At 71.9% G+C, this 25,359-nt stretch carries 21 protein-coding genes; 15 read left to right on the forward strand and 6 right to left on the reverse strand.

Annotation, left to right across the window (positions count from 1 at the left end; all coding sequences use genetic code 11):
• Positions 1-35 precede the first annotated feature (35 nt).
• On the reverse strand, positions 36-3,470 hold the full coding sequence (locus C2L58_RS39600; protein WP_233226192.1) for a phage tail protein: 3,435 nt from the start codon (positions 3,468-3,470) through the stop codon (positions 36-38).
• Positions 3,471-3,661: 191 nt separating this feature from the next.
• On the opposite strand from C2L58_RS39600, the gene C2L58_RS39605 reads away from it, so the two are divergent.
• The 15 genes from C2L58_RS39605 to C2L58_RS39675 all read left to right on the forward strand — a co-directional run bounded on the left by C2L58_RS39605 (position 3,662) and on the right by C2L58_RS39675 (position 21,734).
• A complete protein-coding gene (locus tag C2L58_RS39605) occupies positions 3,662-5,215 on the forward strand; it encodes a phage tail sheath family protein (RefSeq protein WP_103342738.1) in 1,554 nt (517 codons plus the stop codon).
• Between the two features lie 15 nt (positions 5,216-5,230).
• The gene (locus C2L58_RS39610; protein WP_091311556.1) at positions 5,231-5,674 is read left to right on the forward strand and encodes a phage tail protein; all 444 of its coding nucleotides are present in this window, start codon (positions 5,231-5,233) and stop codon (positions 5,672-5,674) included.
• Positions 5,675-5,678: 4 nt separating this feature from the next.
• Positions 5,679-6,128, forward strand: a complete 450-nt coding sequence (locus C2L58_RS39615; RefSeq protein WP_013226671.1) for a hypothetical protein — start codon at positions 5,679-5,681, stop codon at positions 6,126-6,128.
• Positions 6,125-6,283, forward strand: a complete 159-nt coding sequence (locus C2L58_RS39620; protein ID WP_003098516.1) for a DUF6760 family protein — start codon at positions 6,125-6,127, stop codon at positions 6,281-6,283. The genes C2L58_RS39615 and C2L58_RS39620 overlap by 4 nt, the downstream gene beginning before the upstream one ends.
• Positions 6,284-6,289: 6 nt before the next feature.
• Positions 6,290-8,998, forward strand: coding sequence for a hypothetical protein (locus tag C2L58_RS39625; protein ID WP_103342739.1), 2,709 nt, complete (start codon positions 6,290-6,292; stop codon positions 8,996-8,998).
• 13 nt (positions 8,999-9,011) lie between these two features.
• Complete coding sequence (locus tag C2L58_RS39630; protein ID WP_003098522.1) at positions 9,012-9,458, forward strand: phage tail protein; 447 nt, start codon at positions 9,012-9,014, stop codon at positions 9,456-9,458.
• A gap of 4 nt (positions 9,459-9,462) precedes the next feature.
• Positions 9,463-10,224, forward strand: a complete 762-nt coding sequence (locus tag C2L58_RS39635; protein WP_103342740.1) for a CIS tube protein — start codon at positions 9,463-9,465, stop codon at positions 10,222-10,224.
• The gene (locus C2L58_RS39640) at positions 10,217-12,040 is read left to right on the forward strand and encodes a VgrG-related protein (RefSeq protein WP_103342741.1); all 1,824 of its coding nucleotides are present in this window, start codon (positions 10,217-10,219) and stop codon (positions 12,038-12,040) included. Before C2L58_RS39635 ends, C2L58_RS39640 begins: the two co-directional genes overlap by 8 nt.
• Before the next feature lie 12 nt (positions 12,041-12,052).
• A complete protein-coding gene (locus C2L58_RS39645; protein WP_103342742.1) occupies positions 12,053-12,334 on the forward strand; it encodes a PAAR domain-containing protein in 282 nt (93 codons plus the stop codon).
• Between the two features lie 7 nt (positions 12,335-12,341).
• Positions 12,342-12,761, forward strand: a complete 420-nt coding sequence (locus C2L58_RS39650; RefSeq protein ID WP_103342780.1) for a GPW/gp25 family protein — start codon at positions 12,342-12,344, stop codon at positions 12,759-12,761.
• A complete protein-coding gene (locus C2L58_RS39655; RefSeq protein ID WP_103342743.1) occupies positions 12,761-14,722 on the forward strand; it encodes a putative baseplate assembly protein in 1,962 nt (653 codons plus the stop codon). The genes C2L58_RS39650 and C2L58_RS39655 overlap by 1 nt, the downstream gene beginning before the upstream one ends.
• Positions 14,719-15,258 carry a phage tail protein gene (locus tag C2L58_RS39660; RefSeq protein WP_013226663.1) on the forward strand — a complete coding sequence of 180 codons (540 nt, stop codon included), beginning with the start codon at positions 14,719-14,721 and terminating at the stop codon, positions 15,256-15,258. The genes C2L58_RS39655 and C2L58_RS39660 overlap by 4 nt, the downstream gene beginning before the upstream one ends.
• 3 nt (positions 15,259-15,261) lie before the next feature.
• Positions 15,262-16,257, forward strand: coding sequence for a zinc ribbon domain-containing protein (locus C2L58_RS39665; RefSeq protein WP_103342744.1), 996 nt, complete (start codon positions 15,262-15,264; stop codon positions 16,255-16,257).
• Between the two features lie 28 nt (positions 16,258-16,285).
• A complete protein-coding gene (locus tag C2L58_RS39670) occupies positions 16,286-20,305 on the forward strand; it encodes a VWA domain-containing protein (protein WP_103342745.1) in 4,020 nt (1,339 codons plus the stop codon).
• Positions 20,306-20,405: 100 nt separating this feature from the next.
• Positions 20,406-21,734 (forward strand): COG1470 family protein, encoded by a 1,329-nt coding sequence (locus C2L58_RS39675; RefSeq protein WP_103342746.1) that lies wholly within the window; start codon positions 20,406-20,408, stop codon positions 21,732-21,734.
• Positions 21,735-21,740: 6 nt separating this feature from the next.
• On the opposite strand, the gene C2L58_RS39680 is transcribed toward C2L58_RS39675, so the two are convergent.
• The 5 genes from C2L58_RS39680 to C2L58_RS39700 all read right to left on the reverse strand — a co-directional run bounded on the left by C2L58_RS39680 (position 21,741) and on the right by C2L58_RS39700 (position 25,349).
• Complete coding sequence (locus C2L58_RS39680) at positions 21,741-22,367, reverse strand: response regulator transcription factor (RefSeq protein WP_043785945.1); 627 nt, start codon at positions 22,365-22,367, stop codon at positions 21,741-21,743.
• A gap of 106 nt (positions 22,368-22,473) precedes the next feature.
• Positions 22,474-23,124, reverse strand: a complete 651-nt coding sequence (locus tag C2L58_RS39685; RefSeq protein ID WP_103342747.1) for a response regulator — start codon at positions 23,122-23,124, stop codon at positions 22,474-22,476.
• A 4-nt stretch (positions 23,125-23,128) separates the two neighbouring features.
• Positions 23,129-23,806, reverse strand: coding sequence for a sensor histidine kinase (locus C2L58_RS39690; RefSeq protein WP_103342748.1), 678 nt, complete (start codon positions 23,804-23,806; stop codon positions 23,129-23,131).
• 434 nt (positions 23,807-24,240) lie between these two features.
• On the reverse strand, positions 24,241-24,597 hold the full coding sequence (locus C2L58_RS39695; RefSeq protein WP_103342749.1) for a putative quinol monooxygenase: 357 nt from the start codon (positions 24,595-24,597) through the stop codon (positions 24,241-24,243).
• Positions 24,594-25,349, reverse strand: coding sequence for an MBL fold metallo-hydrolase (locus tag C2L58_RS39700; RefSeq protein WP_103342750.1), 756 nt, complete (start codon positions 25,347-25,349; stop codon positions 24,594-24,596). Before C2L58_RS39700 ends, C2L58_RS39695 begins: the two co-directional genes overlap by 4 nt.
• Positions 25,350-25,359: the final 10 nt, after the last annotated feature.

The following is a 25,359-nucleotide window of genomic DNA, read 5'->3' on the forward strand; positions in this document are numbered from 1 at the left end:
TGAAAAGGTGACCGAGCCGGCTTCCCGGAGGTTCGTCACTCTTTCCCGTCGGGGCCGGTGAAGCCCGGGATCTCCACGTCCTTGCGGTACCGCTCGGCCGCACCCGTGTCGGCGTCCTTGGATCCCTTCTTGCTGTTGCACGACGCACACAGGACCTCGAGGTTGCCCGGATCGGCGTAGAACTGCGAGCGGTCGGTCTGGCCCTTCTCCCGGCCCTGGGTGTTCCAGTGCCCGGCCACGGACTTGCGGTGGTCCAGCGCGTAGTTGTCGGCGTTGTTCGGCTTGACGCGGGCGGCGACGTGCGGGGCGATGCCGAGGAACGGGACACCCGGGCAGGTGAACGTCAGCCCGTCCGGCCGCATCACCGCGGCGATCTTGGCGGCGTCGTGGCCGCTGTACTTGTGGGAGCCGCCGTAGAAGACCGCGCGGACGTCGTGGTACTCGGGCCGCAGTGTCTTGCCGTCGATCGTGTACTGCGTCTGGCTCGCGCCGCCTTCGGCCGGCGCGAGTTCGGGCCCGCCGTTCGGGGTGTTGGCCAGGAACTTGAGCACCGGGAACGCCGGCCGCCCTTCGGAGCTCCGGCTGCGGCCGCCGGCGTTGCGTTCCAGCTCGTACTGGAGCGTCACCCAGCCGTCGGGACGGACGTCGGTGACCTTGGCGACCCGGTTGGTCGCCTTCACGACGAACCGCTTGCCCAGGTAGACCTTCGCTTCGTCGACCGGCGCCATCGGTCCCAGCGGGAGTTCGCCGGTGTCGTCGGTCGGGTTGACCTCCAGGTGGGTCTTGAACTTGCCGTTGCTGGTGGGCACCAGCGCGATCGTCGTGAGCTGGTAGGTGTCCTTGATCTTCGGCAGCGCCGCTTCGACCGTGTGCTGGGTGGCGTTCGGCTTGCGCATCTCGGCGTCGGCCGCCTGCTTGGCCTGGGCCAGCGCCTGTTGCTTCTGGCCGGCACTGCGCGGGTCCGGTACCCCGCTGCCCTTCTTGCCCTTGAGCTTCGACCAGACCTTCTTGCCCGCCTTGACGATCGTCCCCACGACGGAGTCGATCACCTTGCCGACCGGGGCCTGGACCTTCTCCAGCACCGACTTGATCTTTTCCGAGATCCCGCCCAGCCCCAGCAAACTCGCCAGGAACCCCAGCACCATCGGCAACGCCTTCGCCAGCGTCCGCTCGATCAGGCCCGCCACCGCGCCCGCGCCACCGCGGGCGATCGACTCCACCGAGTCCAGGACCGAATCCACGAACTCCTTGATCTGCGCGGCCTTGTCCACGAAGAACATGACGATGTCGTAGATCGCCTTGCAGGCCTTGATGAACGCCGCCGCCGGGTTGAGCATCGAAATGATCCAGGTGATGCCCGCCTTGACGATCTTCTCGATCACGAAGTCCTTGATCTGGCCGAGCACCATCTCCTTCAGGTCGCCGAGCTTCGCGACGATCCAGCGCCACAGGCCCGGCACGCCCTCGGTGAGCAGGATCTTGACGACGTCGAGGGTCTGCTCCAGCTTCGCCAGCACCGGCTCCGGGATGAACCGCAGGATCCGCGCGCGGACGCTGGCCCAGGTCAGGCCCAGCAGCGACAGGACCATCTTCAGGATGCCCTTGGCGTCCAGCGCTTCCGGGATCTCGATGCCCGCGCTCGCCAGGTTGCCCAGCAGCCACCCCTTCAGGCCGTCCTTGAGGTGCTGGACGATGTTGGCGCCGAAGTTCATGACGCCGGTCTTGACCGCGTTGACCAGGTTGCCGAGGAACTCGATCGGCTTCGCGATGATCAACCCGACCGCGTTCGCGGCCCGCGAAAGCACGCCGAGCAGCATGTCCTTCAGCTTGAGGATCGTTTCGATCGCACCGCCGACGGCTTCCTGCGCCTTGCTCCACAGGCCCTTGTTCTCGGCCTGCAGCGTCTTGATCTCCTCGTCGACGGCGTTGCGGGCCTCGCCGTACTTCTGGGCCAGGTCCTCGACCAGCGCATCCTGCTTCTCGTCGACGGACTTCTCGAGGTCGTCGAACTGGCCGCCGAACTCCTTCGCCGCCTCGCCCGCGATCTTGCGCAACGCCGGTGACTGGGACGCCACCTTCTGCTGCACGCGGGCGCGGCCGTCGGCGATCAGCTGCTTCGCCTCGCACAGCTTCTGGCCGACGAAGTCCGCGATGTCGCCGATGACGCCCTGCATCTTCGACTCGTAGACCTTCTTGGCCTCGAGGAAGAGGTTGTTCGCTTCGGCGGGCAGGTCGGCGAAGAGGTCGTACGCCCAGCGCGCCGCGCCGGTGATCCCGTCGTAGCGCTCGTCCTTGTAGCGCTTCATCCGCGCCTGGTGGTCGGCGGTGAACGCGGCCTTGGCCTGCGCCTCGCCCGCCTCGAACTTCTTCGCCACCTGGTCGTCGAGCGCGCCCAGCACGCCCTCGACCTTCGTCTTGGTCTCGTCGAAGATCGCCTTGATCTCGCCGGTGATCCGCGCCCGGTCCTGCTCGTCCTTCGACTTCGTGGCCGACTTCGCCGCCTGGCCCCGCTGGGCCGACGACGACCGCGCGCCCGTCATGCCCGCCATCGCCGCCTGGCCGGACGCCTGAGCCGCGCCGGTCACCGCGGCCAGCTGCCCGGCCTCGGACTCGCGGACCGCGGCCGGCGCCGAAGCCGTGTGCTGCTCGCCTTCCCGCTTCGCCGCCAGTGCGCCGGTGAACTCCGGCTCGTTGGACTCGGCCAGCTGCTGCTCGGTGACGCCCGCCGCGGCCATCGCGCCCTGGGTTTCGCACTGGCCGGCGCGCAGATCGGTCTGCTCGGGCGGCGCCTTGTCCGGGGTCGCCCTGCGGGCGTCCGGCGGCGCCAGCGCCGGCGGGGCCGGTGGTTGCGGCAGCGGCGTGACCGGCTTTTCCACGGCCCGGCCGGGGTCCGGCGGTTCCTTCGTCCGGTTGGTGACGTCCTTGGCCGAGGCGTCCTTGCCGCTGGTGACCTTGCCCAGCACCTCGGTCTTCACCTGGTCCGCCTTGCCGGAGGTGGCGAACTTGTCGGCCTCGTCGAGGTTCTTCGGCGCCTGCTTGGCGATCGCGGTGTTCACCGCCGCGATGAAGGCCGCCTTGTCGAAGCCGGCCGGCTTCGCCGCGGCCATCTTGTCCGCCTGGGCGGCCTTGGCCTGCGCGTCCTTGTCGTCGGGCGGCGCCACCGCGGCGTCCTGCGCCTGCTTGACCTCCGCGCCGGCGGGCGGGTGTGCCTTCGCCGTCTTGGCCTTGCCGGCGACGTCGTTCTTCAGCGACTGGAACTTCGGATCGGACGCCGGCGTCACGCCGGGCGGCGCGACCGGGGGAGCGGGACAGCCCTGCCGCTGCAACGCGACCAGGCCCGACACCGCCGCGTTGCCCGCCGAGGACTGCAGGCGCAGCAACCCGGGCGGCGTCGTCCGCGGGGCGGGCCGGACCGGCCGCGCCGGCTGTCCGGACGGCTCCCGTGGCGCCTTGTCCCGGCCCGTTGGCATGCGTTCAACTGTCGGCTCTGCCGGGCCGGTTGCCAACGACCGGACGGGCGGGCACGGCTGCCCGAACGGGCAGTTGCCTTTAAGGGCAGAGATCGGTTCCCGCGGGCCTAGCCGCACGGTCGTTCCGCGCGGAACGCCCTGGCAGCAGCATCGCCGGGGACAAGACTTGTGCGTCGACAAGGGAGGCACGCATGCCCACCTATCTCACGCCGGGGGTGTACGTCGAGGAGATCGAGGCGGGCGCACGGCCGATCGAGGGCGTGGGCACCGCGGTCGCCGCCTTCGTCGGCTTCGCGGCGGACGGTCCCTTCAACACCCCGACGCTGGTGTCCAACTGGGGCCAGTTCACCCAGACCTTCGGTGACTTCCTCGAGGGCTGCTACCTGGCCCAGTCGGTCTACGGCTACTTCCTCAACGGCGGCAGCAACTGCTACATCGTCCGCATCGGCGGGTCGCGCGCCCAGAACAACGGCGCCGCGCCGAAGCAGATCGAGGCCCGCCAGGCCGTGCTCGGCGGCTACCGCTTCGTCGCGAAGGAGCTGCCGGAAGGCAAGCAGGGCGGCGAGATCACCGTCGAGGTGGCCGACCCGACCGGCGACAACCCGGCCGAGGACCGGTTCACCGTGCTGGTCAAGCAGGACGGCAAGGTCGTCGAAACGCACAACGTGACGACCAAGCGCACCAAGGAGAACGTCGTCACCGCGGTGCGGGAGAAGTCCGGCCTGATCACCATCGAAGAGGTCGCCACCGGCGGCGCGGTCACGAAGCCCGACAAGGGCACGGCGGTGCTTTCGGCGCCGCCGAAGGAGGCGGAGGCCCCGCCGGTCCCGGGCCGGGTCGCGGCGAACGACTACGTCGGTGACGTCGCCGACCGCACCGGGTTCGGCGGCCTGGAGGCCATCGACGAGATCACCATGGTCGCGGCGCCGGACCTGATGGCCGCCTACCAGCGCGACCTGATCGACCTCGACACCGTCAAGGCCGTCCAGCTGGCGATGATCGCGCACTGCGAGCTGATGGGCGACCGGATGGCGATCATCGACCCGCCGCCGGCGCTCAACCCCCAGGAAGTCCGCAGCTGGCGGATGGACGCGGCCGGCTACGACTCGAAGTACGCCGCCCTGTACTACCCGTGGGTGCAGGTCCTCGACCCCGCGTCGGGCACCAACACGTACATCCCGCCGAGCGGCCACATGGCCGGCGTGTGGGCCCGCACCGACGCCACCCGCGGCGTCCACAAGGCCCCGGCCAACGAGGTCGTCCGCGGCGCGCTCGCGCTCGAGACGCACCTGACCAAGGCGGAGCAGGAACTGCTCAACCCGATCGGCGTCAACTGCGTGCGGTCGTTCTCCGGCAAGGGCATCCGGGTCTGGGGCGCGCGGACGCTGTCGAGCGACCCGGCGTGGCGCTACCTGAACGTCCGGCGGCTGTTCAACTACCTCGAGGAGTCGATCCTCGGCGGCACCCAGTGGGTCGTGTTCGAGCCGAACGACGACGCGCTGTGGGCGCGGATCCGGCGCACGATCAGCGCGTTCCTGGTGATGGAGTGGCGCAAGGGCGCGTTGTTCGGGCTCACCCCGGACGAGGCCTTCTTCGTCAAGTGCGACCGCGAGACCAACCCGGCCGAGGGGATCGACCTCGGCCAGGTCATCTGCGAAGTCGGCATCGCCCCGGTGAAACCGGCGGAGTTCGTGATCTTCCGGCTGGCCCAGATGTCCGGTGGCACCAGCCTCGTCAACGAGTGATGAAAGGGCTTCGCAATGGCACTTCCCGATCTTGACAAGGCGGTAGGCCACTCCTTCGGGCTCGAGATCGACGGCGTCCAGATCAAGCAGATCTCCGAGGTCTCCGGCCTCAAGATGGAGCAGGACGTCATCGAGCTCAAGCAGAACACCGTCGACGGCAAGTACGTCATCAAGAAGCTCCCCGGGCGCCCCAAGGCCGGCGAGGTCACGCTGACCCGCGGCCTGACCGAGGACAACAGCTTCGAGAAGTGGGTCAAGGACGCCCACTTCGGCAAGATGGCGACCGCCCGCAAGGGCGGCGCCATCATCGTCTACGACTACGAAGGCACCGCGCTCAAGCGCTACAAGCTCACCAACGCGTGGCCGAAGAGCCTGGAGATCGGCTCGCTGAAGGCCGGCGACACGAGCGTGCTCACCGAGAAGCTCGTCATCACCTACGAGCAGATGGAAGTCGAGTGAGCCGATGCGCAGGGTGATGGCGTCGGCTCCGGTCGAGGAAGCCCCCGCCGCCCCGGCGGGGGAGCCCCGGGCGGAACGGCCGAAGCTGCGGACGGAGTTCGCGTTCGAACTCCCGCGCGGGTACGTCGACGACGAGGGCAAGGTGCACCACTCCGGCGTGATGCGCCTGGCCACCGCGCGCGACGAGCTGATCCCGCTGCGGGACGACCGGGTGCGCGAGAACTCGGCGTTCCTCACGGTGGTGCTGCTGGCCCGGGTGGTCACCCGGATCGGCGACATCACCGACGTGCACGCCGGGGTCATCGAGAACCTGTTCGCCTCCGACCTGGCGTTCCTGCAGGACATGTACCGCCGGGTCAACAGCGAAGGCCACACCAGGGCGGGCGTCGCCTGCCCCGAGTGCGGCCACAGCTTCGTCGTCGACGTCGCCGGTGGCCGCCTGGGGGAATCGTGACGTACGCGGCCGACCGGCTGCACGAGGAAGTCGCGTACGTGGCCTACCACCTGCACTGGTCCCTCGACGACATCCTCGACCTCGAACACCCCGACCGGTTGACCTACGTCGCCGAGATCGCCCGGATCAACACCCGGATGAGCCAGGGACGGTGACGCACGATGTGGTTTCGCAGGAAGGAGGCGGGCCCGCCGCCCGTGCCGGTGCCCGCGCCTGAGCCGGCCGCGCTGCCGGTGAAGCGCGCGGAGTGGCGGAGCGTGGCACCGATCCGGCGCGTCCTGACCGAGCACCCGCTGGTCAACCCGGTGCAGCGGTTCAGCTCGACGCTGTCGTCCTGGCAGAGTCCGGGCTACCTCGAGCCGCTCGGGCACCGGGTCGGCCCGGCGGAACCCGCCGGCGTCATCGGTGATCTGGTGCGCCCGGCGGAGGTGCCCATGCCGCTGGTGGAGCCGGGGCCGCCGTCCCGGCTTCGGGGCGCCTCGGTGCAGCGGTCCGGCGAACCGGACTTGCCGCTGGTGTTGCCGGTCGTCACCGCGCGCGAGACCGTGCCGCCGCTGACGTCCGCGGCGGCCGAGAGCGGCCCGCCGGTGCGGACCCTCCAGGCGATCGCGGAGCCGTCCCCTGTGGACACTCCGGTGGCCGGCGACGCCCCGGTGGTCCCGGTGGCGGCGCCGGAGCCACCGGCACCCCAACCCCCGGCCCCGGCCGAGCCGGCGCGGCCCGAGTTGCCGCTCGTCCAGCGGACCGAGCAGGCCGCACCACGGCGGCTCGGACTCGGCGCGCCGATGCTGCCGGATCCCGGCCCGCCTCTTCCGGTGTCGCGGCTCGCGGACGACGTTTCGCCGGTCTCGAGCGCTTCGGGTCCACCAGCTGAGCCGGTGTCGCGGACGACCGGTTCGCCGCCGGTGAACACTTTCCGCCCGTTCGACACCCCGGAGAGCCGTTCCGGGACCACGGAGCCGCCCGGGACACCGGGCGGCTCGACGAGCGTTTCCCCGTCCTTGCCGGTGGCGCGGATCGGCGAGGACGCGGTGGCGCCGGTCGTGCGGACGGGGGAGGGCTCGTCGGGTTCGGTCTCGGCGGGGGTTTCGCTGACAAGAGGGGTGGAGGAGCCATTTCCTCAGGTCCCGAGGGCGGCCGAGGCGCTTCCTGTCGTGCCGAAGGCTCAGGAGTCACCTCTGCCGGTGTCCCGGGCGGCTGAGACCTCGGCAGCGCCAGCTTCGTCGCTGTCGCGAATGGCGGAGACCTCGCGACCGGCGGCCGAGCCGCTGGTGCCGATGGGGTCGGCGGCGCGTGAGCCGTCGCTGCCGGTGGCGCGAGCGATCGAAACCTCGGCGGTGCCGGTGGGACCGGCGGCGCAGGATTCTCCGCGGCAGATGCCAGGCGCGGCCGGGAATCCGGTGGCGCCGGATTCGTCGCTGCTGGTGTCCCGGGCGGCCGAGAGTTCCGGCGTACCGGCGGCGCAGGAGCCACCGCTGCCGATGGCACGAGCGCTTCCGTTGCCGGGAACGGAAGGCAGTTCGGCGCTTTCCGCGGCACCCGTGGCGGACGAGTCCCCGGCACCTTCCGCCGGGTCGGCATCGCCGCTGCCGGTGTTGCGGGCTGTCGAGACCCCGGCGCGCCCGGTTGCGCCGGAGCCGCTGCCGCGGGCGACCGAGACCTCGGTGCTCTCCGTGGCACGAGCGGCGGAGGAATCACCGGTTCCGGTGACACGCGCCCTCGAGACTCCGGCACTCCCGGTGACGAGCGCGGCAGAGGCCGCATTCCTTCCGGCGACACGGGCGAGCGAGGGTTCGCCGCTTCCGGTCGCCCGGCCCGCCGAGGATGCACCTGCCGCGACAGACGCGATGCAGAGTGCTCCGCTCCCGGTGGCGGGGGCGTTCGAAAGCCCGGCAAGCTCGACGGCAGGTGCCGGGTCGTTGCCGGTGGCTCGGTCGGTCGAGGGGGCGACGAGCCCGATGGCAGGAGCTGCGCCGCCGTTGCTCCCGGTGGCACTGTCCGTCGACGGCCCGACCAGTCCGGTGGGAGGTGCCGCGACGCCGCTGCTTCCCGTGGCACGGTCCCTCGAAGGCCCGGCGAGTCCGATGGCAGGTGCCGCGGTGCCGGTGCTCCCGGTGGCTCGGTCCGTCGAAGGCCCGGCGAGTCCGATGGCAGGAGCTGCAGTGCCGGTGCTCCCGGTGGCTCGATCCGTCGAAGGTCCAGCGAGCCCGGCGGCAGGAACCGCCGTGCCGCTGCTCGCCGTGGCACGGTCCGTCGAAGGTCCGGCAGCCTCGACGGCGGGAACCGCGGTGTCCTCGCTTCCGGTGGCACGATCCGTCGAAGACTTCACCACCTCCACACCACCCCCGACGGCACGCACCATCGGAACCGCGCCCCTTCCGGTCGCGCGAACCCAGGAGGGCGCGCCCGCTCCAATAGCGGGAACCACAGCGCAGCTCTCGGCAGCACCGGCCGTTGACGGCGTGGCGCCCGCGATGCCACCGCTCCCGGTGGCACGAGCGGCCGAAATCCCGGCAGTCCCCGTGACCCGGGCCCTCGGCAATCCGGCCGTCCCGCTCTCGCGCGCCGTCGACGCCCCGGTACCCCACGCCGAACCGGCCGAACCACTGCCCGTCGCGAGGATCGCCGACCCGGTCCGACCGTCCACACCGGACCCGCCACCTCCCGCGCCGGTTGTCCAACGCGATCCGGAACCCGCCGTCGCACCCGCACCCGTACCCGCGTCCGCGCCGGCCGCGGCTCCGCACCAGCAGGCGCCGGAAACCGAAGAGCTCGTCAAGAAGCTGTTCGATCCGCTGCTGCGCCGTCTCAAGACCGAACTCCGTCTCGACCGGGAGCGCCGGGGCGCGCTCACCGATCGCCCGCACTGAAGGAGGAGCGCCGATGCCGGACACCGAAGAGGCCGTTGCCGTGTGCTACGTCGTCAAGCTGGACGACAAGAACCTCGGCAACCTCGGGGCGTTCTCCAGCTGCGACGGGCTCGGCTGCGAATTCGTCATGGAACAGCGGGAAGAGGGCGGCAACAACGGCATGGTCTGGCAGTTGCCGACCCGGATCAAGTACTCGAACATCAAGCTCTCGCGCCCGGTCACCGAGGCCAGCTCGCAGATCACCAAGTGGTTCGCCAGCCTGGCGAGCGGGATCGAACGCAAGACCGCCACCATCGAGGCGCGCACCCTCGAAGGCAAGGTGATCGCCAGCTGGGCCCTCGAAGGCGTCGTCCCGGTGCGGTGGAGCGGGCCGCAGCTCTCGCCCGACTCGCCGAAGGTCGCCACCGAGACCCTCGAACTGGCCCACCACGGCTTCCTCAGCCCGGCGAAGAAGGGCTGAGACGATGCCCTCGCCCGTCACCTTCACCTCGGCCGGCTCCCAGTCCACGGCGGCCTACAGTTCGGGCGCGCCCAGCAACCTCCAGCGCGCGGTGCTGAAAGTCCACAAGCCGCCGCAGTCCGGCGGGACCGGGCAGCCGCCCGGCGACTGGCTGTTCGACATCGAGTTCCAGTTCAACCCCAAGGAGTTCTCGGTCAGCAAGAACGCCAAATGGGGCCGGGACGCCCAGCCCAACGCCAAGAAGAGCGCGCCGCCGCAGTTCAAGGGGTCCGATCCGGCGAAGCTCTCGCTGGAGATGTTCATCGACGCCACCGACAAGATGAACGACGCCGTCGTCAAGAAGGTCGAGCAGCTGTTCACCTGCTGCGTGGCCACCGAGGACAGCCGTCAGCACAAGAAGCCCTCACCGCCGTGGGTGATCTTCAAGTGGGGTGGCATGACCGGCTTCCCCGCCTACGTCGCCTCCGTCACCGCGAAGTACACGCTGTTCACCCCGTCCGGGACGCCGGTGCGCGCGGTCTGCACGGTCAACCTCGAGGAGATCTCCGGCGAGCTGGGCGGGCAGAACCCGACGTCCGGCGCGCTCGCCGCCCGGGACACGCACGTGCTCGTCGCCGGGGACTCGCTGCCCTCGGTGGCGTTCCGCGCCTACGGCGACGCCGGGAAGTGGCGCGCGATCGCCGACGCCAACGACATCGACGACCCGATGCGGCTGCGGCCCGGCACCCGGCTCCTGGTGCCCGCGCTGGAGGAGCTCGATGGCTAACGAGACCTTCACGAACACCCTCGTGGTCGAGGTCGAAGGCACCGCGCTGCCCGACGACGTCCGGGTGATGCTCGGCTACGCCTACGTCGACGACAGCCGGAACCTGCCGGACACCTTCGTGCTGCGCTTCCGTGACCCCGGGGCCGTCGTGCTGGAGAAGGGCAAGTTCAAGGTCGGGGCGAAGCTCAAGCTCAAGGTCCAGACGTCCGACCCCGAAGCCCCGCAGGACCTGCTCTCGGGCGAGGTCACCGCGGTCGCCGTCGACCTCGACCCGCACGGCACGTTCACCGAGGTCCGCGGGTACGACCACGCGCACCGGCTGTTCCGCGGCCGCCGGGTCGCGGCGTACCCGAACATGACGATCGCGGACGTCGTGCGCAAAGTCGCCGGGCGCGCGAACCTGCCCACCGGGAAGATCGACGACGTCAAGGGCTTCGGCGGCCGGCCGAACACCCAGCTGAGCCAGGACAACGTCAGCGACTGGGAGTTCCTGTCCCGGCTGGCCGACGCGGTCGGCGCGCAGATCGCCGTCCGGGACGGGAAGCTGAACTTCGAGCTGCCGGAGAAACCGTCCGGCGCGCCCTCCACGAGCACCAAGGCGACCGCCGACCCGCTGGTCCTCGAAGCCCACGGGACGCTGCTCAGCCTGCGCGCCAGCGTCACCGCGGCCGAGCAGGTCCCCGAGGTGCGGGTCAACGGCTGGGACTACGAGAACAAGCAGCCGATCACCGCCACCGCGACCCCGAAGAACGCGGGCACGGACGTGCCCGGGGTGGATCCGGTCGCGCTGGCCGGGAAGTTCGCGAGCCCGCCCTTCCTCGACGCCGCCGCACCGCGGCGCACCCAGGGCGAGGCGGACGCGACCGCCAAGGCGCTGGCCGACCGGTTCGGCGGCGCCTGCACCGAACTCGACGGCGTCGCGAAGGGCAACCCGAAGCTGCGCGCGGGCGCCGCCGTCACGCTCACCGGCGTCGGCCAGCCCTTCTCCGGCAAGTACACGCTCACCAGCACCCGTCACCTGTTCAACGAGGAGGTCGGCTACACCACCGAGTTCGCCGTGTCGGGACGCCAGGAACGCTCGCTGTACGGCTTGGTCGCCGGCGGGGCGAAGCACTCGTCGTGGCCGGGGGTCGTCCCCGCGCAGGTGACCGACCTCAAGGACCCGGCGAAGCTCGGCCGCGTCAAGCTCACGTTCCCGTGGCTGGACAAGGAGTTCACCAGCACCTGGGCCCGCACGGTCCAGGCGGGCGCGGGCCACGACCGCGGCGCGCTGGTGCTGCCCGAAGTCGGCGACGAGGTCCTGGTGGGCTTCGAACACGGCGACTTCGAAGCGCCCTACGTGCTCGGCGGCCTCTACAACAGCAAGGACACGGCGCCGTCGAAGTTCACCAAGCCCGTCGTGGACGGCAACAGCGGCGAGGTGGCGCTGCGCGGGTTCGTCTCGCGGAAGGGCCACAAGCTCGAGTTCGCCGAGGACGACGGGATCATCCTGTCGTCTGCGGACGCGAAGTTCGTGGTCAAGATCGACCAGAAGAACCAGGTCATCGAGGTGACCAGCGGCAAGAGCGTCACGGTCAAGGCGCAGAACGGCGTGAGCATCGACGCCGGCGCCGGGCCGCTGGAGCTCAAGGGCCAGAAGGTGTCCGTGAAGTCCCAGACCGACGCCAGCATCGAGGCGACCAGCCAGCTCAAGCTGAACGGCACCGCGGGTGTGAAGGTCGAGGGCGCCACGGTTTCGGTCGCCGGCCAGGGCCAGACGGAGCTGACCGCCAGCGGTGTCGTCACCGTGCGCGGCAGCGTGGTCAAGATCAACTGACGGGGGAGCGACATGCCACCAGCCGCGAGGGTCGGCGACCCGACCGGGCACCCGGGCGTCATCGCCGGGCCCGGCGTGCCGACCGTGCTGATCGGCGGGATGCCCGCCGCGAACGTCGGGACGCTGCACACGTGCTCGTTCCCGCCGCCCGCGGTGCACCCGCCGACGCCGATCGCGCCGCCGGGCTGCCCGACGGTGCTGATCGGCGGCATGCCGGCCGCCCGGATGGGCGATATGGCCACCTGCGGCGCGCCGATCGTCATGGGCTGCCCGACCGTCCTGATCGGAGGCTGAGGTGACGGTGAGCGGGAAGGACTTCCTCGGCCGGGGACTGGCGTTCCCGCTGCACACGGACGCGACCGGCTCGATCGCGCTGGTCGGCGGCGAGCGCGAGGTCGTCGAGAGCATCCGGCTGATCCTGGCGACCTCGCCGGGCGAACGCCCGATGCGCCCCGAGTTCGGCTGCGCGGTGCACGACCTCGTGTTCGCGCCCGCCGACGCGGCGACCGCCGGGCAGATCGCCTACGAGGTCCGCACCTCGCTGGAGCGCTGGGAGCCGCGGATCACCCTCGACGACGTCGTCGTCAGCTTCGACGAGGCCGACCGGGGCACCCTGCTGATCGACATCCGCTACCGCCTGCGCGGCACCAACGACCCCCGCAACCTCGTCTTCCCCTTCTACGTCATCCCGCCGCACGACGCAGGCGAGGACGGTGCGTGATGACCCTCCCGATGCCCAACCTCGACGACCGCCGGTTCCAGGACCTGGTCGACGAAGCCAAGTACCTGGTGCAGCGCAACTGTCCGGAGTGGACCGACCACAACGTCTCCGACCCCGGCGTCACGCTGATCGAGACGTTCGCGCAGATGGTCGACCAGCTGCTCTACCGGCTCAACCGGGTGCCCGACCTGCACTACCTGCGCTTCCTCGACCTGATCGGGGTCCGGCTGTTCCCGCCCGCCGCGGCGCGGACCGACGTGACGTTCTGGCTCTCGGCCGCCCGGGACGTCCCGGTGGTCGTCGCGGCCGGCAAGCAGGTCGCGAGCGTGCGCAACGAGGTCGATGACCCGGTGGTCTTCACCGTGGAACGCACGCTGGACATCGTGCCGTGCTCGCTCGCGCACCTGGCGACCAGCACGGCCGACACCGGCTCGCCCCCGGTCGACCGCACCGACGAACTGCTCGTCGGCGGCGGCCCGGCGGTCTTCGCCGAGACCCCGGCCCCCGGCGACGCGGTCCTGTTCGGACTGTCGGACGCCGTTCCGGGCTGCGCGGTGCTGCTGCGGCTGGACTGCGAGGTCGAGGGCCAGGGCGTCGACCCGCGCGACCCGCCGTGGCTGTGGGAGGCCTGGGACGGCACCGGCTGGGCGGCGTGCGAGGTCGACCGGGACAGCACCGGCGCGTTCAACCGGTCCGGGGACATCGTGGTGCACGTCCCGTCCGGGCACGCGATGTCGGTGCTCGCCCGGCAGCGGGCCGGGTGGCTGCGCTGCCGCCTGGTCGAGGCCAACCGGAACCAGCCGTTCTACCAGCGTTCGCCGCGGCTGCACGCGGTCGAGGCCTCGACCATCGGCGGCACCGTCTCCGCCGTGCACGCCGAGATCGTCCGCAACGAGATCGTCGGGACCTCCGACGGCACCCCCGGCCAGCGGTTCCCGCTCGGCCGTCCCCCGGTGGTCGTGGGGGAGGGCGAACTGGTCGTCGAGGTCTCGGGCCCGGACGGCTGGCAGCAGTGGACGGAGGTCCGCTCGTTCGCCGACTCCGGCCCGGACGACCGGCACGTCATGCTCGACCGCGTCGGCGGCGAGGTCGCGTTCGGCCCCGCGGTGCGCCAGCCCGAGGGCGGGCTCCGGTACTACGGGGCGTTCCCGCCCAAGTCCGCCGCGATCCGGGTGCCCGAATACCGGTCCGGTGGCGGGCGGCGCGGCAACGTCGCCCGCGAGGTCCTCGAGGTGCAGCGGGACCCGATCCCGTTCGTCAGCAGCGTGGTGAACCGCCGTCCGGCGATCGGCGGGGTCGACGGCGAGTCGGTGCGGGACGCGGCGGTCCGCGGTCCGCTGCTGCTGCGCACCCGCGACCGCGCGGTCACCGCCGAGGACTACGAGCAGCTCGCGCGCGAAGCGGCACCGGAAGCGGCCCGGGTGCGGTGCATCCCGGCACACGGCGCCGACGGCCGCGAGACCGGCGCGATCCGGGTCCTCGTCGTGCCGGCGGTGCCCGACACCGGCGAACTCGCCTTCGCCACCTTGATGCTCGAAGCCGGCATGCGTGCCCGCATCGAGCGCCACCTCGGCGAACGCCGCTGCGTGGGTGCGCTCGTGTCCGTGGAACCGCCGTTCTACCAAGGTGTCACGGTGGTCGCGCGGCTGCGGGCCCGGCGCCGGACGACGGCGGGCACGCTGGGCGCCCGGGCGAGCCAAGCGCTCTACGACTACTTCAACCCGATCAGCGGCGGCCCGGACGGCGACGGCTGGCCGTTCGGGCGCCCGGTGCAGTCGGGGGAGGTGTTCGCGGTGCTGCAGCGGCTTCCCGGCGTCGAGCTGGTGGAGGACGTGCGCCTGTTCGCCGCGAACCCGATCACCCGCGAACGCGGCGAACAGGTCGACCGGCTCGACCTGCCGCCCAACGCGCTGGCGTTCTCGTTCGGGCACCAGGTCCGGGTCCGGGAGGCGGGCGCATGAGGACGGGGATCCCGGGGCTGCCGAGCCCGCACCCGATCGGCGAGCAGCTGCCCTCGGTGTACGCCGAGGACCGGTTCGTACAGGGCTTCACCGGCGCGCTCGACGAAGTCCTCGCCCCGGTCATCTCCACTTTGGACAATTTTTCGGGCTACCTCGACCCGGGTGTGGCGCCCGCCGACTTCGTCGGCTGGCTGGCCCACTGGGTCGCGCTGGGCGTCGACGAGAGCTGGCACCCGGACCAGCTGCGGCAGCTGGTCACCCGCTCGGTCGAGCTGCACCGGTGGCGCGGCACGCGCCGCGGCCTCACCGAACACGTGCGGCTGCTCACCGGCGGCGCGGTCGAGGTGACCGACAGCGGCGGGGTCGTCGCCGACCCGCAACCGGGTGCGCCGCTGCCGGATCCGGGACCGCCGTGGGTGCAGGTGCGCGTGCGGGTGCCCGACCCGGCCCGGGTCGACGTGCGCCGGTTGACGGCGACGGTCGTGGATGCGGTGCCCGCCCACGTGCGGGTCACGGTGGAAGTGCTGGAGGGCTAGCGGATGGTCATCTACGCGGAGTGCGGGCACCAGGGGCCCGCCGACGTCGAGTTCTGCGGTGAATGCGGCCGCTACCTGAAGTGGGACGACGACGGCCCGGTCGCGGTGCGGTCGCAGCCGGTGGTGCAGCAACAGCACCAGCAACAGCAGCAGGTCGTGCAGCCCGCCGAGCCGATCGCCCCGGTCCGGCAGCCGGTGCAGCCGACCGTGGAGGAGCAGGTCCTCAACCCGGGCGACCTGATCTGCGGCCGGTGCGGCAAGGGCAACGCGCCGGCCCGGAACTTCTGCAGCCGCTGCGGCGCGTCCCTGGCCGAGTCCGAGGTCGTCAAGACGTCGTGGTGGCGGCGGCTGTTCGGCCGCAAGCCGAAGGAGCTGAAGGCGGGGGCGCGGCCCGGCAAGGACGGCGTCCGCCGCCGGGCCGGCCGGAGCGGGGCCGCGCGCCGGACCGTGGGCAAGGTGCTCCGCCGGACCGTCGCGGTGGCGCTGATCTTCTCGGCCCTGATCTACGCGCTTTACCAGCCGTTCCGCGGGGCGATCAACACCGCGGCGGTGGGGCTGTGGAACCAGGTGACCGGCGTCTTCGAGGCGAAGCTGAACCCGATCCACCCGATCAAGGTGAGCGCGACCGCGCAGGCCGACGGGCACGCGGCGCCCCTGGTCACCGACAACGCCAAGAACACGTTCTGGGCGGCCCCGGGCGACCGGGAACAGGTGCTGGTGTTCACCTTCGACCACCCGGCGGACCTGCGGAAGGCGATCGTGTACTCCGGGGACGCGGCGAACTTCCCGGCCGCGCACCGGCCGCAGAAGCTGCACCTGGTGTTCTCCACCGGCAAGACCTACGACATGGTGCTGGCCGACACGCCGGACGCCCAGGAAGTCCCGATCGAGAACAGCGCCGGCGCCACGAGCGTCGAGCTGCACGTGACCGGGCTGTACCGCTCGCTCAACGGCACGGACGTCGCGATCTCCGAGATCGAGCTGTTCGAAGCCGGCTGATCCGCAAGGCTTTTGGGGAGGACCGACCATGCGCGCGAACCGAGCGGTGGCGGGCAGCGCGGTCGTCGCGGTGCTCGGCGGCTGGGCGATCAGCGGTGCGCTCGCGCCGACCGAGGCACAGGCACCGGCACCGGTGGCCTCGCCGTACCGCGTCGGGTACGTCAGCGAGGCCGGCACCGGCCTGTACCAGGCCACCGGCGAAGGCGCGGAGCCGGCGCTGCCCCGCACCATCGGCAGCGTCGACTCCGACGCGTCCGCGGGCACCGGAGGCATCGTGTGGGTGAGCCACCGCGCCGCGGTCGCCGGGGGCGCCGAGCGGGACGGCGAACTCTGGTACCTCCGCGACGGCGCCCCGGCGGCCGTGCAGCTGACGAACGACGACGCCGTCGACCTCCACCCGGCGCTTTCCCCGGACGGCCGCACGGTCGCGTTCGCCTCCGAACGCGCCGGCGGCCGGAAGCTCTTCGTGATCGGCGTGGACGGCGGCGGCCTCCGCCAGGTGACGTCCGGCCCGGCCGCCGACGACTCGCCGAGCTGGTCGCCCGACGGCACCCGCCTGGCCTTCAGCAGCACCCGTGACGACCCGGCCGGGGACATCTACACCGTCGGAGCCGACGGCGGGACGCCGGTGCGCCTGACCGCCGACCCGGCCGCCGACACTCAGCCGGCGTGGGGTCCGGCGCGGATCGCGTTCACCACGACCCGCTTCCACCCGGCCGGCGACGTGGTGCTGATGGCCGACACGGGCGGCGGGGTCACCCGGGCGGTGCCCGATCCCGGGGATTCGGCCGAGCCGGCGTGGTCGCCCGACGGCGCTCGCCTGGCCTTCACGACCCGCGCGCAGGATCCGCTCGGCGACGTCAAGCAGGTCGAGGGCGGCACGGTGTCGGTCATCTCGGCCCTGCCGGCCATCGGCGAGACCGAGCCGGCGTTCCGCGCGGACGGCCGGCCGGTGTTCACCGAGCTGCGCGCGAGCGGCACCGCGGACATCTGGAGCGCGGACGCGACCGGCGGCGACCGCCGGGACCTGACGAACCGCCCGGGCGCCGGCGAGTTCGACCCGGCCTTTTCCGCCGACGGCTCACAGCTGGCCTACACCCAGGCCGGCCCCGGCGAGGCGGCCCCGAGGACCGAGATCATCGTGGCGAACGCCGACGGCGGCGCACCCCGGCCCCTGACCGGCCCGAGGGACGGGATCAAGCGCGAGCAGCACCCGGCCTGGTCGCCGGACGCGACGGCGATCGCCTTCACCAACACGGCGATCCGCGGCGAGAGCCGCTTCGACACCGTGCGGATCGCCCGCGTCGCCGACGGCCGCGTCCTGGGCGAAATCCCGATCCCGCCGTACCTGTCCGGCGACGACTCGCAGCCGGTGTGGTCGGCCGACGGGACGAAGATCACGCTGACGCGGGCGGCCTCGCGGATCTCGCCGCCGCCGCCGGGGCGGGTGCAGCCGACGGTGGTCGACATCCCGGTCGGGCAGGGGTCTTCGGCGGCGATCCCCAAGACCGTGCCGACCGACAAGGTGCCGGCCAAGCCGGACATCGTGCTGCTGATGGACCAGACCAGTTCGATGGGCACCGCACTGGCCGCCATGCAGGCGAGCCTGACCGACGTCATGAAGACCATCACCACGGCGCAGCCGGACGCCCAGTACGCCGCCGTGGCGTTCGGCGACCGCAAGGACCCGGTCGACGCGAACAACCCCAACGGCCGCCTGTTCCAGGTGCAGCAGGGCCTCACGAAGAACCAGGCCGAGATCAAGGACGCCTTCACGAGGATCACCCCCGCCGAAGGCGACGACATCCCGGAGGACTGGATCTACGCCCTGGATCGCGTCGCCACCGGTGCCATCGGCTTCCGGCCGGACAGCAGCCGGATCGTCGTGCTGGTCGGCGACGCGCCCAGCCACGACCCGAGCGGCGACCGGGACCCCACGAAGGGCGTGACGCTCACCCAGGCGATCGAGCACCTGAAGGCCCAGGGCATCCGGGTGGTCGCGGTGTCGGCCCGGGTTGCCGGCGGCCTGGACAGCGATCCGAGCCACCAGGCGACCCAGGTGGTCGACGCGACCGACGGCGTCCTCGCGAGCACCGACCCGGGCAACATCAGCGCCGTGATCACCGAGAAGATCGGTGACCTGAAGGTGAAGGTGCAGCCGGTGCCGTTCTGCGACCCGGGGCTGACGCTGACGTTCACCCCCGAGGGGACCCAGTCGGTGCCGGGCGGCACGAACGCGAACTTCACCGAATTCGCGGCCGTCGCGGCCACGGCGCCCCTCGGGGCCTTCCTGCACTGCCGGGTCGAGTTCCGGTTGGCCGGCGAGCCCACCGTGCGGCCCGGCTACACCGAGGACGTCACCGTCCGGGTCAAGGACCCGCGGCTGCCGCTGATCACCCTGCACGACAAGACCGTCACCGGAACCGCGCCCACGGTCGTCGAATACTCCGCGACCGCCATCGACGCCGACCGCGAAACGCCGCTGACACCGTTCTGCACACCGTCGTCCGGCAGCCTCTTCCCGGTCGGGGCCACCACCGTGACCTGCACGGCGACCGGACGGGGCGGCACGGCCACCGAGACCGCCGTGATCTCCGTCGACCCCGGTGGGGAATTCCGTCAGGAGCTCTGGCAGGTTTCGCTCGTCGCGACGGCGGACAGCGTCGTCGCCGGCACCCAGCGCGATCTCTCGCCGTCGTTCGGGACGCCGTGCGGCGCCGGGCGGCAGGGCTCGGCGGACGTTTCGCCGGACGGCGCCGCGCTGGTGTTCCACAACGAGTTCCGCCAGCTCTGCGTGGCGCCCGCCGATGGCGGGCGCGCGCGGGTTCTCGTGCAGGACACCGATTTCGTGGACGACCCGGCCTGGTCGCCGGACGGCACGCTGGTCGCGTTCGACAGCGCGCCCTCCGAATCCCGGCCGGGCATCCGGATCGTGCCGTCGGCCGGGGGCGCCTCCAAGCCGCTGATCGACGGGCCGGGCGGGGCATCGCAGCCGGCGTTCCAGCGGGTCGCCGACGTCGGGGTGACGGCCACCGCCGTCCCGGCCGCCATCCCGTTCTCCGGGCTCACGACGTTCGAGTTCGTGGTCACCAACCACGGCGCCGCCGCGGCGCCCGGGACCGGGCTGTTCGTCCGGCTGACCGCGGGGCTGCGGCCGCAGGCGCCGATCACCGGCGTGGGCACCTGCACGCCGGACCTCGTCTGCGCCTTCGGGACGCTCGCGCCGGGTGCGCAGGCGCGGGTGCGGTTCAGCGCCACCGGCGCCGAACCCGGGCCGCAGGCCGCGACCGGCACGGTCACCACGGCGGGCCCGGACGCCGACAAGCGGGACGACTCCGCGACGGCCGTGGTCACCGTCGGCGAGAAGCCGGTGCCCCCGGTCACGCCGGGATCGCTGTCGGTGGGCCTGGCGGTGTCGGCGGTCCCGCTGTTCGTCGGCGGCGACGACGTCGGGCTGACCTTCCTGGTGCACAACGGATCCGGGGCACCGATGCCGGACGTCCGCCTGGTCACCCAGCTGCCGCCGCAGCTGCCGGCGACCTCGGTGCCGCCGGGGTGCACTCCGGGCGGCGGCAGCTGTGCGCTCGGGACGCTCGCGCCCGGCCAGACCGTCGAGATCCGGATAACGCTGGCGGCCGCGGCCGCGGCGGACGCGCCGGTGGCCGGCACGGTCAGCACTAGCGGGCCGGACAGCAACCCCGGCGACAACACGGCCAGTGCCCGGGTGGTGATCCGCCGGCCGGTGGTGACGGTGGACCCGGGCGTCGGCCCGGTCGGCTCCGTTCCGCGCGTGACGGGCACGGACTTCCCGCCGGGCGCGACCGTCCGGCTGGCCTGGTCGGCCGGGATCTCCGAGACACCCGGCCTGGTGACCGTGGGCGTCGACGGGAAGTTCGAGGCGCAGTTCCTGATCTTCCACCACGACCTGATCGGGCCGCGGACGGTGGCGGTGACCTCGGTGAGCGGGCCGAAGTTCGGGACGGCACAGTCGAACCCGATCCTGGTGGTGCTGCGCACGGAACAACCCCCGTTCATCACCCGCGGCTGAGCCGCGGCGAGCCCGCTGCCCGTAGGGGCAACCACCGGCGCACGGCCGCACACCCGTCCGCTGGTGCCGGATCCGCACCACGAAAGGGAGACTTCGGCGCATGGGAGCAACGGCGACGCTGTCCGAGGCCGGCCTGGTCGCGGAACCCGGCCAGGAGACCAGCTGCACGGTGACCATCCGGAACGCCGGGCAGGTCGTCGACCAGTTCGCGGTCGACGTGGTCGGCAACGCGAGTGGCTGGGCCACCGCGGAACCGGCCACGGTCAACCTCATGCCGGGGGAGACCGGGACGGTCACCGTGCGGTTCACGCCGCCGCGATCGTCCGACGTCCCCGCGGGGGCGATCCCGTTCGGCGTCCGGGTGTTCTCGAGCGAGGACCCCGCCGGCTCGGTCGTCGAGGAGGGCACCGTCGAACTCGGCGCCTTCACCGAGGTGACCGCCGAGATCGTGCCGGCCAAGGTGGAAGGCAGCTCCAAGGCCGACTTCGAGGTCGCCGTCGACAACCGGGGCAACCGGCCGGTGGTGGTCGAGCTGAGCCCGCTGGACCCGGAGGACGAGCTCGACTTCCGGCTCGAGCGCGACCGGGCCGAGCTGGCGCCGGGCACCGCCGCGTTCATCCGGATGCGCACCAAGCCGCGGAAGCGCTTCCTGCGCGGGCCATCCGTCCGGCACCGCTTCCAGGTGTTCGTCGTCGCCGACGGCGCCGAGCCGCTCAAGACCGAAGGCACCATGGTGCAGCGGCAGCTGCTGCCGAAGTGGCTGCTGCCCGCGCTCATCGCGCTGCTCGTCCTCCTGCTCGCCCTCGTGACGCTGTGGTTCACCGTGCTGCGGCCCGCGGTCAAGTCGGCCGCCCGCGAGGCCGCCGAAGAGCAGAACCACGAGATCGTGAAGGCAGCGCAGGACGCCGGCGCCGGGGCCGACCAGGCGAAGAAGAACGCCGACCAGGCCAAGCAGAACTCCGAACAGGCGATGAAGGCCGTCGGCCTGACCCCGCCGGGCGACAACCCCGCCCCACCGGGTTCCGGTCCCGGGACGCCGCCCCCGACCCGCGTCTCGAACGCCGCGGCCGACGGGACACCGACGGACTTCCGGGTGGCCGCGGACGCGAAGATCGACTCGAACGTCAACCGGTTCGCCGAGTTCCCCTACACCCTGCCGGACGCGACCAAGACGCTGGTGATCACCGACCTGATCCTGCAGAACCCGCGTGGTGACACCGGAACCCTGCGGCTGCTGCGGGATTCCGGCGGCACCAAGACCGTGCTGCTGGAGGTCGGGCTCTCGAACTTCCGCGACCTCGACCACCACTGGCTGCAGGCCTGGCGGTTCCAGCCGGGGGACAAGATCGTGCTCGCGGTCAGCTGCCAGAACCCGGCGGACCGGGGCCACTGCACCCCGTCGGTCTCCTTCTCCGGCCGCGTCGAGTGAGCCGTGCTAGATCAGCCCTTCGCGCATGGCGAACGCCACCGCGTGGGCGCGGTTGCGGAGCTGGAAGCGGTTGGTGATGTCGTGCAGGATCGACTTCACCGTCCGCTCCGAGTAGCTCAGCTGATCGGCGATCTCCTTGGTCTCGAACCCGTCGGCGACCAGCCGCAGCACCCGGGTTTCCCGCTGGGACATCCCGGCGAGGTCCCAGCCGTTCGGGCGCAGCACGTCCCGCTGCAGCCGGGACACCCGCGACAGCAGGCGGCCCAGCAGGTCGGGCGGCAGCGCGCCTTCGCCGACGGCCGCGGCCTTGACCAGCCGCACCAGCGTGTCCGGGGTGGCGTCGGCCCGGCGGATGATCGCCGACACGCCGTTGCCCACGACGTCCAGCAGTTCCGAGTCCTCCACCTCCCCGGCGACCAGGACGACACCCGCGTGGCCGGCGCACTGGAGGCTGCGCAGCAGCTGCCGGGCTTCCTCGTTCAGCCGCTCCACGATGACCAGCACCACGGCGGGCTCGCCGGAGTCCTCGTCGGCGAAGCGGATTTCGGGACGTGACCGCAGCGCGGCCGTGACGCCCGCGTGGGTGATGGTGTCGGTGGCGTGCAACAGCACCGGAACCTGGTCGGTGATCATCGGTGAGGCCCTCCCTCGAACGACGTCGGATCGTTCCACCCCCCAAGGATCGGGGTGCGGACGCTCGCCGAACAGGGACATGGAGTCCCGACCTGTCCCGCTTTCCTTACTCCGATCGGGCAATGCCGGCCTCTTTGGCCTTGGCGATGGCCTGGGTCCGGTCGGTGACGCGGAGCTTGCGGAAGATGTGGGACACGTGGTTGCGCACGGTCTTCTGGCTCAGCACCAGCTCTTCGGCGATCGACGCGTTGCCCATGCCCCGCGCGACGAGCCGCAGGATCTCCTGCTCGCGCAGGGTGAGCCGCGGGAACGACTCGTCGCGCGGGGTCGCCGTTCCCAGCAGCGACAGCACCCGGGTCGCGATCGCCGGGCTGAAGATGGCTTCGCCGTCGCCGATCACCCGCACCGCGCGGATGATCTGCTCGTTGCGCGCGCCCTTGAGCAGGTAGCCGCGAGCGCCCGCGCGCATCGCGGCGAACACCGCGGCCTCGTTCTCGAACATGGTCAGCATGAGCACGCCGGTGTGCGGGCTCGCGCTCACGATCCGCCGCGTCGCCTCGATCCCGTCCAGGTCCGGGAGGTTCAGGTCCATCAGGACGACGTCGGGTTCGAGCCGGCCCGCGTCGGCGACGGCGGTCAGGCCGTCGGCCGCCTCGCCGGCGACCTCCATGCCGTCGGTGGCCTCGAGCATCGCGCAGAGCGCCGCGCGGAAGACGGGGTGGTCGTCCACCACGAGGACGCGCAGGGACTCGAACACCGTCTCACTTCCCCGCGGCGAGGGGCAGCCAGGCGGCGATCCGCGTACCACCGGAGGAAACCGGCTCGACCCGGCAGCCGCCGCCGAGGTCGCCGGCGCGTTCCCGCATCGACCGCAGCCCGGTCCCGCCGACCGTGGGCAGCGCCTCGCCGTCGGTGCCGACGCCGTCGTCGACGATCTCCACGTGCAGGTCGCCGTCGAGCGGCCAGAGGTGCACGGTGCACTCCCGGGCGCCGGAGTGGCGGGCCACGTTCACCAGCGCCTCGCGGATGATCCGGTAGGCGGTGACCTCGACCTCCGCCGACAGCGGCGGCAGTTCCCCGCCGACCTCGACTTCGACCCGCAGCGGCCCGTGTTCGGCCGGCACCCGCCCGGTGAGCGTGGCGGCGTACCGGCGCACGGCGAGGACCAGCCCGGCCTCGTCGAGCGCCGGCGGCCGCGCGTCGGCCACGATCCGCCGCAGGTCGGTGATCGCGCCGTAGAGCTCGTCCTCGAGCCGGGCCAGCAGATGCTCGGTGCCCGCCCGGTCCCGCCCGATCAGGTCGCGGGCGGCGCGCAGCCCGAGCACGGCGGCCGTGAGCGTCGGCCCGATCCCGTCGTGCAGATCGTGGAGCACCCGTTTCAGCCGGTCCTCGTACCCCGCGGGACGACCGATGTCGGCGACGACGAATGTCCGGCGCATGTTCTCCCCGTCCGCCAGAAATGATCCGGCACCCCCTCGCGAACCGGGGCACCAGCCCTCGTGCGGGTAGCCCAGCCGGCTGCTCCGTTTCGCGTAGCGGGATGGTCACCCGCTGTACTAATCGCCGCATCCTGCCCCGGCGTTTCATTCGGAGCCACCGTCAAAGGTCACGGTATGGTCCCGATGCGGAAACGCTCGTAACGGTGCAGGTCCACGCAATGATCCGTCCGGCCCAGCGCGGCCGGCCCGTCAAAAACCATTCATGAACTGCGCCGCGAACCGGTGGAAATTCGACAAAGCCGGGACGCTGCACTTTCGGGAAGTCGCACGGCGGATGGACCAGAAGGCGACGGACAATTGGCGGAATGGCAACAGGGCCGCGTGGCCGGTTCGTTTCGCCGGCTGGTTCGCGAGCCGGGGGAGCGCGCCTTTCGCTAACGGATCTCGGGGAGTTCGGCGAGCTGGGTCACGGCGCCGGCGTCGGCCGTGCTGTGCCGGGCCAGCTCGGTGAAGAAGCGGGCCACGTGGCCGGTCGCCAGGTGCGCCCGGAACGCGTCGGTGTCGGCGTAGACCTCGTAGAGGTGGAAGGTCCCCGGCTCCGCGACCGCGCGGAACGACCGAAACTCCCGGCAGCCGGGCTCGCGCCGCACCGCGGCGGTCAGCGTCGTGATGGCGGCGGCCAGCTGTTCCTCGTGCCCGGGGACCGCCCGGACGACGGCGACCATCGGCCGCTCGCCGGGCGGGAGGCCGGCGCCGACCTCGGGCATGAACCGCCGGTCATCGGTGCTCACGGGACCACGACCGGCGTACCGGGCACCACGAGCCGGACGGGGATCTCCGGGGCGATGCGGGCTACCGCGTCCACGTAGTGGCGCGGGTCCTGGTCGCCCTTGGTGATCATCCGGTCGCCCAGGCGGCCGCTGTGGAAGGCGTAGTGGTGCGGGATCGCCAAGGCCGGCTTCAGGGCCGCGGTCAGGCCGGCTGCCTCCTCGGCGTCCATCACCACCTGCTCGAGGTGCATCGGCCGGATGCACAGGCCGTTCGTCGGCAGGATGGCCAGGTCGACGGGACCGAACCGGTCGGGGATCGTGTCGAGCTCCGGGACCCGCAGCGAGTCGCCGCCGAAGAAGACCGTGCGGTCGCCGGCCTGGATGACGAACGTGACTTCGTGGACGCCGTGCTTGCCCGGCGTCGCCGTCACCGTGAGGTCGCCGACCGTGGTGGCCTCCCACGCTTCGACGACGCGGATGTCGCGGAAACCCTTGTCCCGCGCGATGGCCGCGACCGTGCCGGGGCCGATCAGCGGGGTGCCGAGGTCGAAGCCGCCGGCCACGAGGCCGTCGAGGTCGCAGTGGTCGTAGTGCTCGTGGCTGACCACGACCGCGTCGACCCGGCCCAGGCCGGCGACGGTCGAGGCGACCGGTTCCCCTTGGTAGTAGGTCGCGGCCTGGGTGAACCACGGGTCGGTCAGGACCCGGAGCCCGCCGATTTCGATCAGCTGGCAGGCGTGCCCGATGCGGGTCACGCTCAACGAAGTGGGCATGCTGGTTCTC

Source organism: Amycolatopsis sp. CA-126428 (genome assembly GCF_002904335.1).
Taxonomy (GTDB): domain Bacteria; phylum Actinomycetota; class Actinomycetes; order Mycobacteriales; family Pseudonocardiaceae; genus Amycolatopsis.